Origin of the sequence: Acinetobacter sp. YH01004 (assembly GCF_013420455.1) — a bacterium.
In the GTDB taxonomy this organism is placed as follows: domain Bacteria; phylum Pseudomonadota; class Gammaproteobacteria; order Pseudomonadales; family Moraxellaceae; genus Acinetobacter; species Acinetobacter towneri.
In genome coordinates, this window is sequence record NZ_VOXZ01000023.1 from 1 (window position 1) to 17,641 (window position 17,641).

18 protein-coding genes and 1 pseudogene are annotated in these 17,641 nt (G+C 41.2%); 9 read left to right on the plus strand and 10 right to left on the minus strand.

The annotated features are described in order from the left end of the window. Positions 1-118, plus strand: a pseudogene (locus FTT71_RS12480) (IS982 family transposase); the annotation flags it as partial. A gap of 329 nt (positions 119-447) precedes the next feature. Here the strand turns inward: FTT71_RS12480 and FTT71_RS12485 are convergent. The 8 genes from FTT71_RS12485 to FTT71_RS12520 all read right to left on the minus strand — a co-directional run bounded on the left by FTT71_RS12485 (position 448) and on the right by FTT71_RS12520 (position 8,568). Beyond that, positions 448-885 carry a 2-amino-4-hydroxy-6-hydroxymethyldihydropteridine diphosphokinase gene (locus tag FTT71_RS12485; RefSeq protein ID WP_167846061.1) on the minus strand — a complete coding sequence of 146 codons (438 nt, stop codon included), beginning with the start codon at positions 883-885 and terminating at the stop codon, positions 448-450. Then, positions 842-1,222: a dihydroneopterin aldolase gene (gene folB / locus FTT71_RS12490; RefSeq protein ID WP_019838257.1), complete on the minus strand. Its 381-nt coding sequence runs from the start codon at positions 1,220-1,222 to the stop codon at positions 842-844. The genes FTT71_RS12485 and folB overlap by 44 nt, the downstream gene beginning before the upstream one ends. A 152-nt stretch (positions 1,223-1,374) precedes the next feature. Further along, positions 1,375-2,673 carry an AarF/ABC1/UbiB kinase family protein gene (locus tag FTT71_RS12495; protein WP_179988660.1) on the minus strand — a complete coding sequence of 433 codons (1,299 nt, stop codon included), beginning with the start codon at positions 2,671-2,673 and terminating at the stop codon, positions 1,375-1,377. A 58-nt stretch (positions 2,674-2,731) separates the two neighbouring features. Then, the gene (locus FTT71_RS12500) at positions 2,732-3,460 is read right to left on the minus strand and encodes a HesA/MoeB/ThiF family protein (RefSeq protein WP_096900943.1); all 729 of its coding nucleotides are present in this window, start codon (positions 3,458-3,460) and stop codon (positions 2,732-2,734) included. A 163-nt stretch (positions 3,461-3,623) separates the two neighbouring features. Further along, positions 3,624-4,334 (minus strand): hypothetical protein, encoded by a 711-nt coding sequence (locus FTT71_RS12505; protein WP_004973205.1) that lies wholly within the window; start codon positions 4,332-4,334, stop codon positions 3,624-3,626. A 255-nt stretch (positions 4,335-4,589) separates the two neighbouring features. Continuing rightward, positions 4,590-6,236, minus strand: a complete 1,647-nt coding sequence (locus FTT71_RS12510) for an AMP-binding protein (RefSeq protein WP_180161007.1) — start codon at positions 6,234-6,236, stop codon at positions 4,590-4,592. Positions 6,237-6,512: 276 nt separating this feature from the next. Next, a complete protein-coding gene (locus FTT71_RS12515; RefSeq protein WP_004973203.1) occupies positions 6,513-7,649 on the minus strand; it encodes an acyl-CoA dehydrogenase family protein in 1,137 nt (378 codons plus the stop codon). Positions 7,650-7,797: 148 nt separating this feature from the next. Then, on the minus strand, positions 7,798-8,568 hold the full coding sequence (locus FTT71_RS12520) for a 3-hydroxyacyl-CoA dehydrogenase (protein WP_180161008.1): 771 nt from the start codon (positions 8,566-8,568) through the stop codon (positions 7,798-7,800). Between the two features lie 142 nt (positions 8,569-8,710). Here FTT71_RS12520 and FTT71_RS12525 point away from each other — a divergent pair, with 142 nt between their 5' ends. From FTT71_RS12525 to FTT71_RS12535, 3 genes are all read left to right on the plus strand, one after another. After that, positions 8,711-9,736: an AraC family transcriptional regulator gene (locus FTT71_RS12525; RefSeq protein ID WP_178865887.1), complete on the plus strand. Its 1,026-nt coding sequence runs from the start codon at positions 8,711-8,713 to the stop codon at positions 9,734-9,736. Positions 9,737-9,996: 260 nt separating this feature from the next. Beyond that, positions 9,997-10,347, plus strand: a complete 351-nt coding sequence (locus FTT71_RS12530) for a hypothetical protein (RefSeq protein ID WP_104852119.1) — start codon at positions 9,997-9,999, stop codon at positions 10,345-10,347. Positions 10,348-10,550: 203 nt separating this feature from the next. Continuing rightward, positions 10,551-11,462: a bestrophin family protein gene (locus FTT71_RS12535; protein WP_004973196.1), complete on the plus strand. Its 912-nt coding sequence runs from the start codon at positions 10,551-10,553 to the stop codon at positions 11,460-11,462. 114 nt (positions 11,463-11,576) lie between these two features. On the opposite strand, the gene prmC is transcribed toward FTT71_RS12535, so the two are convergent. Both prmC and prfA read right to left on the minus strand, forming a co-directional pair. After that, positions 11,577-12,407 carry a peptide chain release factor N(5)-glutamine methyltransferase gene (prmC, locus tag FTT71_RS12540; protein WP_180161009.1) on the minus strand — a complete coding sequence of 277 codons (831 nt, stop codon included), beginning with the start codon at positions 12,405-12,407 and terminating at the stop codon, positions 11,577-11,579. Continuing rightward, a complete protein-coding gene (prfA, locus tag FTT71_RS12545) occupies positions 12,407-13,495 on the minus strand; it encodes a peptide chain release factor 1 (RefSeq protein ID WP_004973192.1) in 1,089 nt (362 codons plus the stop codon). The genes prmC and prfA overlap by 1 nt, the downstream gene beginning before the upstream one ends. Positions 13,496-13,881: 386 nt before the next feature. Here prfA and FTT71_RS12550 point away from each other — a divergent pair, with 386 nt between their 5' ends. The 5 genes from FTT71_RS12550 (at position 13,882) to FTT71_RS12570 (ending at position 17,559) form a co-directional block, all read left to right on the plus strand. Then, positions 13,882-14,307, plus strand: coding sequence for a glycine zipper 2TM domain-containing protein (locus tag FTT71_RS12550; protein ID WP_004973189.1), 426 nt, complete (start codon positions 13,882-13,884; stop codon positions 14,305-14,307). Positions 14,308-14,552: 245 nt separating this feature from the next. After that, complete coding sequence (locus tag FTT71_RS12555) at positions 14,553-15,077, plus strand: hypothetical protein (RefSeq protein ID WP_179988644.1); 525 nt, start codon at positions 14,553-14,555, stop codon at positions 15,075-15,077. A gap of 221 nt (positions 15,078-15,298) precedes the next feature. After that, complete coding sequence (locus FTT71_RS12560; RefSeq protein ID WP_180038039.1) at positions 15,299-16,303, plus strand: LLM class flavin-dependent oxidoreductase; 1,005 nt, start codon at positions 15,299-15,301, stop codon at positions 16,301-16,303. A 72-nt stretch (positions 16,304-16,375) separates the two neighbouring features. Further along, complete coding sequence (locus tag FTT71_RS12565; RefSeq protein WP_218945593.1) at positions 16,376-16,813, plus strand: hypothetical protein; 438 nt, start codon at positions 16,376-16,378, stop codon at positions 16,811-16,813. A 191-nt stretch (positions 16,814-17,004) separates the two neighbouring features. After that, the gene (locus tag FTT71_RS12570; RefSeq protein ID WP_004973179.1) at positions 17,005-17,559 is read left to right on the plus strand and encodes a hypothetical protein; all 555 of its coding nucleotides are present in this window, start codon (positions 17,005-17,007) and stop codon (positions 17,557-17,559) included. Positions 17,560-17,641: the final 82 nt, after the last annotated feature.

Here is a 17,641-nt window from a genome sequence, read left to right on the forward strand (position 1 = left end):
TAAACATCGTTCGATTGCTGGTTTTTTAGCAGGCGTATTTTCTTCACTATGTGCGTATCAACTTTGCCAAAAGAATAAGCCTAAAATTCATGTGATTAAATCTTTGGCTTATCCGTAACTGGGGTTATATTTAATGAATTGATAACACTTAAACGCTCACAATTGTGGGCGTTTTTTTATGTCATTGGAATAGAAAACATCTCGATTAAAACGATCAAAAAATAACAGAGAAAGAGCCGATTTTGAGTTATCCCAAGATTTATCCGCAGATTTTGTGGATAGTTTTTAAGTGCAAAGCCGTATAAATACAGAAAAATATTATTTTTGATGGTTTTTCATACAAACATATCAGCAAGATATGACACAATGATGTAAGCCGAAATCAGATCACGTTTCACAGCCAAAATTTAAAAATGCATCACTGATCTGCCAATTTTACTGGCTGATTTACTCTTCACAACTCACAATGGGATAGTCATGCGCAGAATGCACAAAAGCCTCATCTTGCCAAATATCCCACATTGGAATTTTAACATCTAAAGCAAGTGGCATTTTTTTCGGATTGAATTGCATTTGAGCTAAATTTTCACCCCACGCAATAATATCAATATCCAGCGGAATGTCATGCGATGGGCGCACACGCCCTGCTGCAACTTCCAATTCCTTAAGGATGACGTTTAGATGCTCAAAGCTTAAACGGCTTTTTAGCAAACAAGCAGAATTCCAATAGTCTGCACCAATCCCATCACGGCATGGAATCAGATAAATATGCGAAAATTGCACTTCACCCAATGCAGCAATTTGCTGATAGGCACTTTTAAACTGACGTGGTGCTTCGCAGTTACTCGCCAAAGCGAGAGCAAAAATCGTTTCGGTGGCGTTCAAGACGAATTCCTACAGAATTGGCTTCTGGAATAATGGCAGGTTTGCGAATGGTGATGGTAATGGATTCAACTGCGGCAAAAGTCGTAAAAAGTGCATCCAATACCAATTGTGCTGCATGCTCAATCAATTTGGGTGCAGCCTGCTGAATCACTTGCGCTGAAATGCTGCAAATTTCTGCATAATTGAGCGTGTCTTGCAACTCATCTGAAGCTGCAGCTTGGCTTAAATTGGTGGCAATAATCAAATCCAACATAAGCGGTTGTTGAATCTGACGCTCCCATGCAAAACAGCCGACGACTGTTTCTACCTTTAAGCCTTCAATGATAATTGCATCCATGACCACACTCTATATTTCATTTTAAATCCTTCTATCTCTGTCTATTGAAAGGGATATTTGCCGTATTTTAAAGCCACACTGAACTCATAAAACAAAAGATCGGTGGCTTTAAAACATGCAACCAGAAGGCTTGATTCGCCCAATATGGATAATTAATGCTTTAACAACAAATTCGGATCAATGCTTTGTACCATCTGCAATCGTTGATCGGCATAAATATCGGTATAAGGTGCTAAAACGCGCATGAAACGGTCAAAGTACAGCATTTGCTTGAACAGTAAAGCAAAGTCACGCGGGAAACGAATCCCATGACGCTCACCCACAGCAACCATATCGAGCATAATGTCATTTAAATCGGCAGGGTTAGAAGTCAGCAACTCTTGAGGATCGGTCAGCAATACGCCACTAAATAAACGCTCTAAATCTGCTGCCAAAACCTGAGTATCAATTTGCTTGTCGGTCATGCCCATTTTGAGCATATTTTCAGCCATAAGCGTGTAGTTGGTATTTTGTAGAGCATCCATAAAAGCCATACATGCAGTCCACACTTCAGGATTCAGCTGTCCAACAATACCAAAATCAATAAAGCCGACACGCCCATCTTCAAGCAACATCAGGTTGCCTGCGTGTAAATCGGCATGGAAACTGTTACACATCATCAAGCTACCAAACCATGTATTCATGGCAGTAATCAACACTTGCGATGGATCGTTAGATACTTGTTTCACCACGTCAAAATCGGTCAAAGGTACGCCATACAAACGCTGCATGGTCAATACGCGACGGGTGGAATATTGATGATAGACCTTAGGTGCAGTGGCTTTTGTATTTTGGGTTAAATTCAGATAATTAATAAAATCATCTAGGTTACGTGCTTCTTCAATAAAGTCGACTTCACGCACCATACGGGTTTTGATTTCTTCGACAATATCGGCCAATGACGCAAATTTGACTTTAGGTACAGCTTTTTCGAGCAGTTTAGTCGCCCAGTGCAAGACGTTTAAATCGGTATAGAGAATGGTTTCTACACCCGGTTTTTGCACTTTAATCACTACATCTTCGCCACTCACCAATTTTGCAGCATGTACTTGTGCGATAGATGCTGAAGCTAAAGGCTTTTCATCTATTGAGGCAAATATTTCATCTAAATTGCGCCCTGCAAATTCAGATGCCAATACTTGCTGTACATAGCTAAACGGTAAAGTTGGAGTTTGGTCTAAACAACCTTGAAATTCTTCGACATATTCACGTGGGAACAATGACGGTGTACTGGCAATAAACTGCCCAAGTTTAATGTAGGTTGAACCTAAAGATTCAAATGTTTCGCGCATGAGTTTGGCATTACTTGGCTTTTCAGTGGCATATTTAATGCCTGCTTTGGCTGCCACTACGGCAGTTTCACCCATGCGAGCAACTGAACGTAAACCATCTAACCAGATATTATTTTTCATCATGTCTGAGTCATATTAAAGTAGTGAGAGTTTAACAAAAAATTGCCAAGTAAAAAGGCTATCTTGCCTGACAAACTGGACAGTTGTGGTCTTGATCAAACGACAATAAGCGTTGTTTCATGCTTAAACCATCCCAAAGTAATAGCTTTTGTTTCAGCGCGGTGTTGCCTAAACCCAAGTACAATAAGGCATGATGCGCTTGTAAACTGGCCATGACGTTGGGAGTGGTTGCCAATACGCCACTGTCAGCGCAGCGCAAACTTTCATTGGCATGTTGTTCTTTCGGGAACAGACATTCATAGCAAGCAGAATCACCTTCGACCATGAACATTTGCCCTTGAAAACCAATGGCAGAGGCACTGAGTAAAGGTACATTCAATTGTCGGCAATATTGATTGACCAAATATCGGGTACTGAAATTATCACAACCATCTAAAACTAGGTCTTGTTGGGCAACTAAAGTGCCTGCATTTTGCGCATCTAACAGCGTGGTTAAACAAACAATCTCGATATAAGGATTAATTTGCATTAATCTTTTTGCGAGAATTTCGGCCTTATAAAAGCCTAAATCTGCGGGGGTATAGGCGATTTGTCGTTGCAAATTACTGGTTTCAATCACATCAGCATCAATCAGAGTGATTTTTCCCACGCCTGCACGTGCAAGTAATTCTGCGCTTAAACAGCCAATCCCGCCACACCCCACAACAAGTACGTTGGCCAGTTTTAATTTTTCTTGGGCTTCAATATCCCAGCCATCCAATAAAATTTGTCGGCTATATAGATGCATTTCTGCATCGCTCAATTCCAACTGAGTATCGAATATGCTTTCCAAGAAAATGCCCTATTCTGCAAAACCAAAACGCCAAGTATAACGGGTATTCAAAGCAAACCGCCATGACGGCGGTTGAATTGTTGCGTATTTGAACAGATGGAGATGTGCAACGACTTGCTTAAAAGTGCATCCGCATGCCTACGTTATAAGTAACGCCATCGGCATCGCCTATATATTCATTATAATAGGCAATTCCACCATTCCAGTAACATGCCGTATTCCCGACTTTGTCTGAGGTTGTTCCATCTTTACAGGTGGTATTCGAGGTGCTGTCATATAACCATTTATAACCGGCAGTGGCGTAAATCGAGAAATCAGGAACAAAGTTCAAACCGACTTCTACGCCCACAGGTAAAGTGACAAAATTGACATCATTGGCAAGCAGCTTTGAACTTGCGCCGCTATAACCTAGACCTGCGTATGTATTGAAATAAAAACCATGATAGCTGATCAGGTTTAAATTCCCGCCCATATTGAATTCATAATAATCCAAATCGTATTCATTGTTTTTTAAGAATTCCAATCTGCCATAAAAACCTGAGCGATGTGGCGTGGTGGAAACACCCAAAGCAAAACCATCTAGTTCTACTGTATCGCCACTGTCAAAATCTGCTTCAAAATTGGCGTATTCGGCAAAGACTGCATAATTTTTTTGTGGCGTTTTTGCTGCTGGATAGCTGGAATAGGCTGTACTTTCAGCAGTTGGCGCTGGGTTCCAGTTTTGTGCATAACTGCCAGAGGCACACAACAGTAAAGCTGCGCCCATCCATATCGACTTCGTAAATATCCGCTTTGACGGCTGCGTGAAATTTAAATGAGCTGTTACCATGATGTTCTCCCCCAATATGTATTGCGCTGCCTACATGCTTTTATCGTAATCGAAGTACATGCAGCCTTGTTCATTGTGTCAGCATAAAGTTGAAAATATCACATCACCAATATGATGCACACATTTTCTATCGATTGAGTTCGTGCTTGCATAATCGGGTGGTTTAAATAAAGAATACAGATTTAAAAAAACGCCAATCTGTATGAATGGCGTTTTTCTTATGGCGCAATAATTAACAGGGCCTATTGGCTGAATTTAGCTCACTTTTTTAAAAGCATTTTGTTTTGCAATTTCTTGTTGCTTCAATAAATTACGCTGAATTTTTCCACTGGATGTTTTAGGCAAACTGCTGACAAATTCAATTTCTTTAGGATAGGCATGTTTCGATAAGCGTGAACGCACATACTGTTGCAGCTTTTCCTGCAATGCAGTGCTTGGTTGATATTGATTTTTTAACACCACAAAGGCTTTTACCACTTCTGTACGCTCTGGGTCTGGCTTACCAATTACTGCGGATTCAAGCACTTCCTCACATTCAAGCAAAGTACTTTCTACATCAAAAGGCCCGACACGATAACCCGAAGTTGTAATGACATCGTCTGCACGACCAATAAAATCAATCCCACCAAATTCATTTAAACGTACCGTATCACCCGTTAAATAATACTGTCCCACAAATGATTTACGGTCATCCCCATCGTAACCTTTGAACCACATTAAAGGCGATTGTGATTCATCCAGTGCAAGTGTGCCAATTTCGCCGTGAGCGACTTCCTGATGCTGTGCATTTAAAACCGCGAAACGATGTCCGGGAATAGCATAACCCGCAGAACCTACTTTTTTCTGATGTTCCAGTGCATGATGATTGGCAATCACCATCCCCAATTCGGTTTGTCCATATTGATCATAAATATTGACTTGTAAATCATGCTTAAACCAATGAATCACTTCTGGTGTGAGCGGCTCGCCTGCACTGCTAACCACACGCAGATGTCGTTGAATATCACCATCAAACTTTTCTTTAAAACCAAAGAACATTCTAAATGCGGTTGGTGAACCTGTTAAATTACTCACCTGATATTTACGGATAATTTCCAGTGCATGATCAACACTAAATGGACGTTCATCCATAATAATGCTATGCCCCAAACTCAGTGGCCCTGTAATACCGTAATACAAGCCATAAGCCCAACCAGGGTCGGCTAAATTCCAAAATGAATCTTCTGCTCTTAAATCGACTGCATGCTGCATATAACCTTTAAATGCCACAATGGCTTTTAAAGGCACAGGTACAGATTTAGCTAAACCCGTAGTGCCTGATGTAAACATCATCAGAAAATCATCTTCAAAACTGCGATACACGGTTTCAAAGTAAGTGTCTTGAGTGCTTAGAACTTGCCAAAAATCTGTATCATGGTTTTGAGCTTGATTTGCTGCGTCCACAGTTAAAATTTTCACATTAGACAAGGCATTTAGTTTTGGACGCTGCTCAGTATTGGTCACAATGAGCTGCGTCTTTGCAGTTTGAAGACGGTGCTCAATCGCTTTAGATTCAAAGGCTGTAAATAAAGGCTGATACACTGCCCCAATGCGCCATGTGGCAAAAACCGTAATTAACAATTCAGGCGTACGCGGCAATAATCCTGCAATACAATCACCTGCTTTTAAGCCCAGTTGAGTAAAATAATTTGCCAATTTTCCAGATGCTTCTGCCAGTTGATCAAATGTCCACGATGCAGTTTGACCGTGTTTGCCTTCCCAAATTAAGGCAGTTTGTTGAGTACCCGTATAGCGTCCGCAACATTCTTCATAGGCATTAAGTGCCGTTGGCGTTCCTGCCAATTGGGTTTGAATCAGTTGCTCAATATCAAACTGTTGATATGCCTCTTGCAAAGTTTTCATTCTTTTAAGCTCCGTCTTAAACTGATGACACTGCAATTCATTTGCAGCAATATGCGTTATTGTTTTAACCGTTTTTACAAGTTAGGATTGAATCGCTCTTTAAAATTTAAATTAGGTTTGCTGTGTTGAAGTCGATCATGCAACGCAATCACGACATGATCTTCGCGTATTTTTCAATCAAGTTAGCTAAACATGATTTGAACATTTTCTCAATTTCCACATCCTGCAATAACCTTGCAAGCTTTGGACACCGACTAAAGTTTTAGATACTCAGCTTTAACGCTTAGTCACTTCACGTGCAATCACCAAACGCTGAATATCGGATGCACCTTCATAAATTTGGCTAACGCGCACATCGCGGTAAATACGTTCAACTGGGAAATCAGATACATAGCCATAGCCCCCATGTATTTGAATCGCATCTGAACACACACGCTCTGCCATGGTTGAAGCAAAAAGCTTGGCCATAGATGCTTCTTTTAAACACGGTAAGCCTGCATCTTTGAGGCTTGCGGCATGTAGAATAAGCTGTCGTGCAGCTTCAATCTGTGTTGCCATATCTGCCAAGCGAAACGCGACTGCCTGATGTTGCACAATTTCAACTCCAAAAGCTTTACGCTCATTGGCATAGTCCACGGCTGCATCTAAAGCTGCTCGCGCCATACCCACCGATTGCGCGGCAATACCAATACGCCCCGACTCTAAATTAGAGAGTGCAATTTTGTAGCCTTCACCTTCTTGCCCCAATAGGTTTTCTGCAGGAATACGGCAGTTTTCCAACACGATGGTGGCGGTATCGGAACAGTGCTGTCCCATTTTGTCTTCTAAACGTGCCACGATATAACCTGGTGTGTTCGTCGGGACTAAAAAGCAGGAAATGCCTTTTTTACCCGCAGTTTTGTCCGTTACAGCAAAAACTAAAGCAACATCTGCATATTTGCCTGTGGTGATAAACTGCTTGGTGCCATTTAAAACCCAATCCTCGCCATCTTTTTCAGCTTTACATTCAATCGCGCTGGCATCAGAGCCGACTTGTGGTTCAGTTAAACAAAAGCAGCCTAACCATTCGCCTGTTGCCAGTTTAGTTAAATATTTTTGTTTTTGCGCCTCTGTGCCGTAGCGTTGTGTAATTCCGCATGGCAATGAGTTTTGCACACTCACAATCGTTGAAATTGCACCATCACCCGCAGCAATTTCTTCTAAGGCTAAAACGAGAGATACATAATCTAAACCTGCACCGCCCCATTCTTCTGCAACGGTCATGCCCAAAGCACCTAGCTCACCCAGTTCTTTTAACTCCTTTGCAGGGAATTCAGCAGTTTTATCACGTGCCGCTGCAGTTGGTTTAAGCTTTTCCTGTGCATAACTGCGCAGCATATCCTGAATCATTTTTTGTTCATGGCTTAAAATCATGGTGACCCTCTGTTTATATGGTAGATGTTGTTTTTGTCAGGAATGCGCGCAACATCCTTGTGCTGTATTGCAACGGTTTTTTAGTATCCAGTTTTTCAATACTTGAATTTTTGCTTAGGCTATTTTATGGATATAGCATCGTCATAACTTATTTCGGTTGCATACGAATTGCGCCATCCAAACGAATCACTTCACCGTTTAAATAACCATTTTCAAAAATATGACCCACCAATTGCGCAAATTCTTCAGGCTTTGCCAAACGTGGTGGAAATGGCACCATTTGCCCTAAAGCATCTTGCACATGCTGTGGAAATGCTTTCAGCATCGGGGTTTCCATAATACCGGGGGCAATCGTCATCACCCGAATGGCTTCACGTGCCAATTCACGTGCCAAAGGCAGCGTCATCCCCACAATTGCACCTTTCGATGCAGAATACGCACTTTGTCCAATCTGCCCATCAAATGCTGCAACCGAAGCAGTATTCACAATCACACCACGCTCTTCTTCATCGGCGGCTAAGTCATATTTCGCCATCAGTTGTGCCGCAAAACGAATCATATTAAAACTGCCCGTGACATTAATATTCAGCACTTTTTGGAACATTGCCAAATCATGCAAACCATCACGTCCCAAGACTTTGGCAGACGGTGCAATGCCTGCACAATTCACCAAGCCATTTAACTGTCCGTATTTATGCTCAATATGGTTAAAAAGCTGCTGTACTTGGTTTTCATCGGTCACGTCTACAGCTACGAAGTCTGCATTTTCGCCCAATTGCTGTTGAAGCTGCTGCCCAAGTTCTTGATTCATATCAACCAAAATAACTTTTGCACCTTGCGCAACTAAATGTTGTGCAGTCGCAGCGCCTAAACCCGATGCACCACCCGTGACCACACAGACTTTTCCTTGAATTTTCATTTTATTTTCCTTATAAATTTTCAGGTTGATACAACTTAAGAAACAGATTAATCACACTCAAGCTAGAGTACAATTTCCAAACCCTGCATCGACTATGATGTATTTGAACACTCAACTTGTAAATGGAATACCACGCCATCCCATGAATGCAACTCAGCTCACTTACAGCAAAGGTACAATTTCAATTGCTTTAGTCCATGAAGCTTTGCATACTGCACAGCAACGCGGTATGGATACGCATGCGATTTTGCAGACGGCGGGTATTCCTGCAGAGCTGTTACATTCCAACAAAGCGAGGGTGTCAATTCTGCAATATGGTCAATTGTGGATTGCACTGGCAGATGCCATGAACGATGAATTTTTTGGCATGGACAGCCATGCTATGCGTCGTGGCAGTTATCAACTCTTGTCTAAATGGGTGTACCAAGCAGAGCATTTAAAGGCCGCATTACAGGACATTTTAAATTTCTTTAATTTAATACTGGATGATTTTTCAGGTGAATTAAACGTAGATGGTGAATATGCAATCTTAACCATTCACGATAAAGATCAAGTGAAACCGATGTTTAGTTATGCCACTTATTTAATGCTGATTCATGGCTTGATGTGCTGGCTGACAGGACAACGTATCGCTATTTTAAACATGCAACTCAAATGTGCTGCCCCGCAGGATGATGCTGATTATCGTGTCCGTTTCTGTGATGAAATTGAATATGCGTGTACAGCGCATAAGATTTATTTTGAGGCAAAACATCTTGATTTAAAAATCAAGCAGGATAAAAAAAGTTGGAAACGCTTTTTAAAACAAACACCTTTTAACCTTTTGGTGCGTTATAAAAACCCACATGCGCTGAGTCATAAAATCCGTAAACAATTAATGCGATTGCCGCCGAGTGAGTGGTTAGAACTGAACGAATTAACCCAACATTTCAATATGTCTGAAGCGACGTTCCAACGGCGTTTAAAGCAGGAAGGCACCAGCTATCAGCAATTAAAAAATGAAATCCGTCGAGATACGGCAATTGAATTGTTGAGCAAAACCCAACAATCACTTCAGGAAATTAGCGATCAATTAAATTTCCATGATCCTAGCGCTTTTCATCGTGCCTTTAAAAAATGGACTGGGGTCAATCCTGGTGCATATCGACAATATACCGAAAGCTCATAATTGAAAGCTCATAATTGCGTGACTTATCACCTACTACTCAGCCACTATTTTGTGTATTTTACAAACAACTTAATTATAAAAGAAAACTCATCGCTGTGATTTCAAGGTTGAGCAGTGAACTGGACGTTCATCGGCACTGCATTGTCAAAGTATTAAATTTAGTTTACTTTTCAATCAATTTAAAGCATAAATTTTATGCAATTCGGCTGTCATACTCCCCCTGTAATATTAAATGTACGAGCATCTTTGGAGGTTTCCCCATGCTTAAGATGATGGATGTACTTGAACACAATCTAGTTCAAAATTTCTCTCACTCCCTCAACCAAGCTTCTGACCAATTAGATGAATTACTCAATCAAAGTATTCTAAATACCTCAGAAGAACAGTTACGCAATGTCATGTCTGCGTTTTTCAAACGTGAAGATGCACTTGAAGCAGCGCAAGCCCTAGATATTTGCCAAGAAGATTTACAATCTTTACAAGCAGGTTTAGCACTCAAAGATGAACACCTGTGCGATACCGCTAAAATTGTTGCACTATGTTTAGCTTTAGAAACAGACAGTTTGGCACAAGTTGAAATTCCAGACTGTTTGCAAGATTACCCGATGTAAGCTAAAACTTTGAGCATTCAGTTGCTGAAAGTATTTGAAAAGTGATGTCTTCATGGCATCACTTTTTTATTGGCTGTTGCAATAATAAATAAGAAAAATTGACTTTAAGCCGCTTGCTGCTTTTTGAATCAAAAGCTAGCTATCATCTTGCCAAGCGTTGTTTGTCTATGAAACACTAAGGACAGCTTCAAGGATGCATCAAGATGATTATTCGCAATAAAAACAACAGTTTTACCCTACTGTTTGCATGGTATGGGACAATTTTACCCACGGTCTTACCTGCACTTGCAATTGTGGTCTTCCTTTCTACGGTCTTAGTGTATTTGTCTTCTCACCACTTTTTTCAAGTGCCGAGCGTACCAGCCATTGGCTTTACCATTTTCGGTATTATTTTGTCTATTTTCCTCAGTTTTAGAAATAACGCCAGTTATGAACGTTGGTGGGAAGGTCGAAAATTGTGGGGGACGTTAATTGCAACATCACGGCATATTTCACGTGACTCATACGTACTGCCAGATCAACAGCGTCGGGTCTTGATGTATCGGGTCATGTTGTTTAGTAATTTATTGCGTAACCGTTTACGCAATCAAAACCAACCTATCGATTTTTATCAAAACAAAGTCAACCTCACATCTGCAGATTATGAAGCATTATTTCCGCATATTAATGCCGCACAGTTTATTTTAGAAAGCATTCAAAAAGAGTTAGTCAGCGCACTGAAAACAGGTGAAATTTCCGATATTATTTATCAAGGCTTGAATCAACATATTGTTGAATTGGGTAATGTGCAAGCAGGTTGCGATCGAATTCTCAGCACACCCTTGCCTTTTTCTTATTCAGTCTTGTTGCACCGCACTGTGTATTGCTTCTGCTTTATTCTGCCTTTTAGTTTAGAAGCAAGTTTAGGAATCTGGACACCAATTTTGGTGGGTTTAATTGCCTATTTATTCTTAGGTTTAGATGCTCTCAGCGAACAACTTGAAGAACCTTTTGGCCTGCAAGACAATGATTTACCGCTCAACTCCATGGTGCGATTAATTGAACGGGAAATGCTGAGTTCACTTGGCGAAGAACTGCCACCTGCAATTTTGGCAGTGAAAGGCAACCTAAGCTGACATCAGTTGAGTTGAGGCTCATAAATTGGTCTTGCACTTAAACTTTGCTAATCATTCGTCTATGTTTGCAAGCTGATAAATAGATCTCACAAGATTTTTAACTGATATAACACATCAGCCAGCAAGCCATTGTGCTAAAGTCACCCGATCATTGCCTGCATAATCTTTGACTGTACGAATGTCAGAAAAACCGTGTTCTGCAAAAATCGCTTGCACTGCTAAAGCTTGGTCATAGCCATGCTCTAGTGCAATCCATCCATTTGCTTTCAGCCAGTGCTTACCCTGCGAAATAATCAGCAGAATATCTGCCAAACCCTGATCTGCTGCCACCAATGCACGTTCAGGCTCTGCTGCCAAAGCAGACATGTGTGCATCATTAGCATCTATATACGGCGGATTAGATACAATTAAATCAAAACGTGGCTCGGCTGCTGAACCCAATGCCTCAAACCATGCACCACGGGCAAATTGCACCTGATTTAAAGCATGCTTGCTTGCATTTTCTTGAGCAACTGCAAGCGTTGGCAGGTAAATATCGGTTGCGGTTACCTGCCAATCTGGACGTTCAGATGCTAAAGCCAAAGCAATCGCCCCTGTACCTGTGCCTAAATCGACAATTACAGCATCACGTTGTAATGACAAAGCCAACACAGTTTCGACCAAAACCTCGGTATCAGGACGTGGCACCAAAGTATCGTGCGTGACTTTTAAATCCAGTGTCCAAAATGGCTGTGAACCTGTGATATACGCCAAAGGCTCGCCTGCTGCTATACGTGCCAAAGCCTGCACATACATCTGCTCTTGCGCGGCACTCAATTCCTGATCTGCACGATATTTTAATTCAAGCGCACTGAGTCCTAAAAAATGCTCTAACAACCAAATATTTTCTTGACGCTCATAGCTATCGACTTCACCACGTAGCGCCAAGGCTTGCGCAATATTCATTAACCACCGTTTTGCTGAGCAAGCATCGCCAACTGATCTGCCTGATATTCACGATGCAGACTATCTAGTAGTTCAGTTAAATCACCTTCCATCACCGCATCCAACTTATATAAAGTCAGGTTAATACGATGATCTGTCATACGTCCTTGCGGATAGTTATAGGTACGAATACGCTCAGAACGGTCACCCGAACCCACCAAATCACGACGCATTTCTGAAGTTGCTGCATCTGCTGCAGCACGTTTGGCATTTTCCAAACGTGATGCCAACAACGCCATCGCTTTCGCTTTGTTTTTATGCTGTGAACGCTCTTCCTGACATTCCACCACAGTACCCGTCGGAATGTGGGTTATACGCACTGCAGAGTCGGTTTTGTTAACGTGCTGACCACCCGCACCCGAAGCACGATAGGTATCGATACGCAAATCGGCAGGGTTAATATCTACCGTGGTGTCTACATCTACTTCAGGTAAAATTGCCACAGTACACGCTGATGTATGCACACGACCTTGCGATTCAGTCGCAGGAACACGTTGCACACGATGCGCACCACTTTCAAACTTCAAACGGCCATACACGCCTTCGCCATTCACCAAGCAAATGACTTCTTTATATCCGCCGTGTTCACCTTCATTTTCAGATAAAATTTCGATTCTCCAGCCCTGACTTTCGGCATATTTGCTATACATGCGGAATAAGTCACCCGAGAAAATCGCGGCTTCATCGCCACCTGTCCCTGCGCGAATCTCCAAATAAGCCGAGTTGGCATCATTCGGGTCTTTTGGAATCATTAAAATATTTAAGTCAGCTTCAAGTTGCTGAATCAGCGCTTTATTGTCTTTAATTTCTTCTTGCGCCATTTCCTTAAAGTCAGGATCAGACAACATTGCTTCGGCTGTTTCAATATCGGCTTCGGCTTGTGTGTATTGTGACCACACTGCCGTAATTTCGTCTAAATCACTGTGTTCACGTGATAATTGACGAAAACGCTTGTTATCTGAAATCACTTCAACATCTGCCAACAAAGCAGTCAATTCTTCATGGCGGTCAGAAAGCTGATCTAATCGTAAACGTAACGATTCTTTCATTGTTTAAAAAATCTCAATGCAAAGGCTGTTACATGCAACACGCAGCACAGCGAAATAAAAAATTGCGCATAGTTTACCGATTCTACCACCCAAATAACATCATTATTAAGTCTGTACGATGTTTGAAATGCCTATCTGCAGATGTTCTAGCAGTATTTCTGCTTGATGATGCTGTGCATTGCGGTGAATGTACAACTCACCAAGTACCGCAATTAGCATCCGCATTTGGACATTTTTTTAGCAATTTTAATCAAACTCATACAAAGCCCACACCAAAGAACACCAATCTCGTCTGCACTCTCCACATTTTAAAAGCGGCGCTTTGTTAAATTGAGCCCATCAAAATTGATCATAAATAAGTCCTATAAATGGACATGGAGTTCAACATGAAACTTAATGCAATGTTAATGACAGCAGCTTTAGCCACAGCTTCAATGCTCAGTGCCAACGTTTATGCAGACAATACTACGCGCGTTGCCGCAGCCAGTGCTTTAGGCAGTGTTGCAGGTACAGCTATTGGTAAAAATATGGGTGGTACTACGGGTGCAACACTAGGCGCTGCCTTAGGCGGTGCTGGTGGTGCAGCCGTGGCGAGTGATAAGCGTCATCGTACTGAATCTGCAATTGGTGGTGCTTTGGGTGGTGGTGCGGGTTATACCGTAGGTAAAAATATGGGCGGTACTAATGGTGGTTATATTGGTTCAGCTTTAGGTGCAGCAGGTGGTGCAGCACTCGGCAATAAAATCTCGAAAGATAAAGAATATGACCGCTATCAAGAACGTAAATGGAAGAAAAAACGCAACCGTCGTTAATCTTGAACGATAGGCATAGAGCAGCAAAAAAGCATCAACACAGGTTTGATGCTTTTTTATAGGATTAATTTTTCTTCATATATCAGTTCAAAAAAACGACCATAATCAATATGAAGAAATTTAGCAGTGCAATTACAAAGTCTTTACCAAACTTTGCAGATTTACCTCATTGCCCTTCACGATCTTTGCCATCTGTTTCTATATCTTCATTACAAAACATATTAATCAATATTTGGAGCATCCGCATGAAACTTAATCGTATTTTATTGGGTAGCGTTATCGCAAGTTCTGCCTTGCTTATGAGCACTGCGCATGCGAACGATACACGTGTTGCCGTAAGTTCTGCCTTGGGTGGTGCTGTCGGAGCAGCAATTGGTCAACAAATGGGTGGACAAACAGGCGCGATGATTGGTTCAGCCATTGGTGGTGCGGGCGGTGCTGCAGCTTCTGCCAATAAACGTGACCGTAACGGTGCCATGATTGGTGCTGCCTTGGGCGGTGCAGGTGGATATAGCGTTGGTCGCAATATGGCAGGCAACAATGGTGGCTATGTCGGTGCAGGACTCGGTTCTGCAGGTGGTGCAGTATTAGGTCAAAAAGTTAGCGAAGACCGTCGAGATGACCGCTATGACAACAAACACTACGCTGATCGTTATGACCGCCGCTATGATAGCCGTGGCTATCGCTACAATGACTACCGTTATAATGACCGTTACCGCAAAGACAATGGCTTACATTTAGGTCACTATAAAAATGGTAAACGTCGTTAATTTCTCACGATACTTCTAACATCTTCAGCACCTTCGGGTGCTTTTTATTTACTGGTAACTTTTTTGGATAAATATTTTTATGAAGCATGCTTTTTTGATGAATGTCATGCGTTATTAAGTGGCAATATCCCATACCCCACCCATATATCGAAAATTTTCGATATACAAAATCAGTGCAGCGTCGTATGATAAAACTCTCTTTAATCAAGCTGGAATAAATGATGCGTTCCCTGCAAGACACAAAATTTGCCATTCTTGAACTCGCACCTGTACGTGATGATCAATCAGTACAGTTTTCACTGCATCATGCACTTGAATTAGCACGACACGCAGAACAACTCGGCTATGACCGTTTGTGGTTGGCGGAACATCATAATATGGATGGCATTGCCAGCTCAGCAACCGCAGTTCTTTTGGGTTATTTATTAGCAAATACGCAAAAAATTAAACTCGGTTCTGGCGGTATTATGCTCCCCAACCACGCACCGTTAGTGGTCGCTGAACAGTTTGGAACTTTAGCGACTTTATATCCTAACCGTATTGAACTCGGTTTAGGTCGCGCACCAGGCACAGATCAAGTGACCATGCGTGCGCTGCGTCGTGGGCGACAGGACACTGAAGATCAATTTCCGCAAGATGTTTTAGAAATTTTGCATTACTTTAAAGATGCTGAACCACAACAACGTATTGTTGCTACGCCAGGACAAGGGACACACGTTCCTGTATGGTTGCTTGGTTCAAGTTTATTTAGCGCACAACTTGCTGCAAAATTAGGACTACCCTACTCATTTGCCTCACACTTCGCCCCGCGTATGCTTGCTCAAGCCATTCAGTTATATCGTGACAATTTTGAGCCTTCAGAATATTTAGAGCGGCCTTATGTGTCTATGGGTGTGCCAACAGTGGTTGCAGATACCGACCAAGAAGCAGAATTTTTGGCGACTAGTGCCTATCAGCGTGTTTTAGGTTTAATGCGTGGACAAAGCCTAAAACTCAAAGCTCCTGTCGAAAGTATGGAAGGTTTGTGGTCGCCTGCAGAAAAAATGTCCGTCGATAGTTTTTATGGCATGGCACAAATTGGTTCTAAGGCTACAGTCAAAGCAGGATTAGAAAACTTATTGGCAAAGTATGATGTCGATGAGTTTATTTTTTCCTGTGATATCTATGACACAGAAAAACGCTTATACAACTTTGATTTACTCATGCAAATGAAGAAAAATATTTAATTCATTCAACACACCTTACAGCCAAATCAAGGGCTGTAAGGTAACTAAATTCTTAAGGTATTATTGGATCATATGTTAATTTTTAAACAGAAGCTTCTACCCGTTTTCTTTGGCACTTTGTTTACAGTGCTAGGCTGTTCTGAATCGTCACTGAATAATCAAACAGAAATCATCATACCAAAACTACAATATTCAGGTGATGGAAGTAATGCTAGCTACAGTGAAGCAATAATTACCCTTGAAGGAAAATGCTTGTATTTCACAGCAAACCAGACGAATTTTCTTCCTATTTTTGCGACTCAACAAGCTTACTGGGATTCGAGAAATGATGTATTAGTCGTAGATAATAAAACGTATAAAAATGGCGATAGAGTTGCCTATGGTGCAGGTGAAGCCTCTAATATTGATTTAGATTCATATTCATGGATCATAAAACCAAACTCTGCTTGCGTTAAAAATAATTCTATTATTATCAATAAATTAACATCTCCTTTACCAACTTCTGACTAAGAGTGTAAATAATTATAATTACAAAAAATTTGTATTTTCTTGTTTTCTCCCGCTTAAATCTCAGTTGAATTAATTTTCAATCTTTAGGAATGACTGGCTCGCCTGCACAAAAGACTTTACCAAACAGTACTGTCCCAACAAAATAGAGTAAATGTTCTAATTTATAAAATGAATAAATCAAGAGATTCAGCATGGTCAGTCCTAAACACGACGTACATAGACACGCTTTTCAAAACTGCTTGGCAGATTTTCAAGAATTCCAAGGCGAATGCATTCCTGCAACTGAAATCAAACAGCATGACTTCACAGGTTTACGCGTTGCAGTTATTGGTGCAAATCAGGACAGCGTGGCACAACTCGATAGAATTTGTCAGCAAGCGACATCTGTTCAAGTCTTTCAAATTGCACCGCATTTTGTCCTGCCAAGTACAGAACGTGGCATCCATCGCCTAATTAGCCATCCTTTAGTGTTTAAAAATCGACGTTTGTTTAATAACCGCGTCAAAAATATTTTGGCTTTACGCTTTTTAGATGCTCAAGTCAAAGACACGTGGCTTAAACGTCAACTCACACCAAACATTGCAGATACACATCAACGCTATTTTAAATCTGATCATTATTATTCAGCTTTACAACGCGAAAATTGCCATTTGATTACTTGGCCAATTGTCAAAGTCTGTGCACATAGCGTGCATAGTATTGATGGACAAGAACATCCAATTGATACCATTATCACTACATTTTAAGTCACACTAAAAGCATTATCATTTAAATAAATAGTAGCTTGATTTTTATTCTATTTAAATCCAATAAAAAAGAGCCAAAATA

What these genes read in the sequence shown, in the direction of transcription:
- prmC (WP_180161009.1), bottom strand. Translation starts at nt 12,407, where the DNA reads ATGAATATTGCGCAAGCCTTGGCGCTACGTGGTGAAGTCGATAGCTAT.
- folB (WP_019838257.1), bottom strand. Translation starts at nt 1,222, where the DNA reads ATGGATGCAATTATCATTGAAGGCTTAAAGGTAGAAACAGTCGTCGGC.
- prfA (WP_004973192.1), bottom strand. Translation starts at nt 13,495, where the DNA reads ATGAAAGAATCGTTACGTTTACGATTAGATCAGCTTTCTGACCGCCAT.
- FTT71_RS12530 (WP_104852119.1), top strand. Translation starts at nt 9,997, where the DNA reads ATGCTTAAGATGATGGATGTACTTGAACACAATCTAGTTCAAAATTTC.
- FTT71_RS12535 (WP_004973196.1), top strand. Translation starts at nt 10,551, where the DNA reads ATGATTATTCGCAATAAAAACAACAGTTTTACCCTACTGTTTGCATGG.
- FTT71_RS12520 (WP_180161008.1), bottom strand. Translation starts at nt 8,568, where the DNA reads ATGAAAATTCAAGGAAAAGTCTGTGTGGTCACGGGTGGTGCATCGGGT.
- FTT71_RS12550 (WP_004973189.1), top strand. Translation starts at nt 13,882, where the DNA reads ATGAAACTTAATGCAATGTTAATGACAGCAGCTTTAGCCACAGCTTCA.
- FTT71_RS12500 (WP_096900943.1), bottom strand. Translation starts at nt 3,460, where the DNA reads ATGCATCTATATAGCCGACAAATTTTATTGGATGGCTGGGATATTGAA.
- FTT71_RS12510 (WP_180161007.1), bottom strand. Translation starts at nt 6,236, where the DNA reads ATGAAAACTTTGCAAGAGGCATATCAACAGTTTGATATTGAGCAACTG.
- FTT71_RS12555 (WP_179988644.1), top strand. Translation starts at nt 14,553, where the DNA reads ATGAAACTTAATCGTATTTTATTGGGTAGCGTTATCGCAAGTTCTGCC.
- FTT71_RS12515 (WP_004973203.1), bottom strand. Translation starts at nt 7,649, where the DNA reads ATGATTTTAAGCCATGAACAAAAAATGATTCAGGATATGCTGCGCAGT.
- FTT71_RS12570 (WP_004973179.1), top strand. Translation starts at nt 17,005, where the DNA reads ATGGTCAGTCCTAAACACGACGTACATAGACACGCTTTTCAAAACTGC.
- FTT71_RS12525 (WP_178865887.1), top strand. Translation starts at nt 8,711, where the DNA reads ATGAATGCAACTCAGCTCACTTACAGCAAAGGTACAATTTCAATTGCT.
- FTT71_RS12560 (WP_180038039.1), top strand. Translation starts at nt 15,299, where the DNA reads ATGCGTTCCCTGCAAGACACAAAATTTGCCATTCTTGAACTCGCACCT.
- FTT71_RS12565 (WP_218945593.1), top strand. Translation starts at nt 16,376, where the DNA reads ATGTTAATTTTTAAACAGAAGCTTCTACCCGTTTTCTTTGGCACTTTG.
- FTT71_RS12505 (WP_004973205.1), bottom strand. Translation starts at nt 4,334, where the DNA reads ATGGTAACAGCTCATTTAAATTTCACGCAGCCGTCAAAGCGGATATTT.
- FTT71_RS12495 (WP_179988660.1), bottom strand. Translation starts at nt 2,673, where the DNA reads ATGAAAAATAATATCTGGTTAGATGGTTTACGTTCAGTTGCTCGCATG.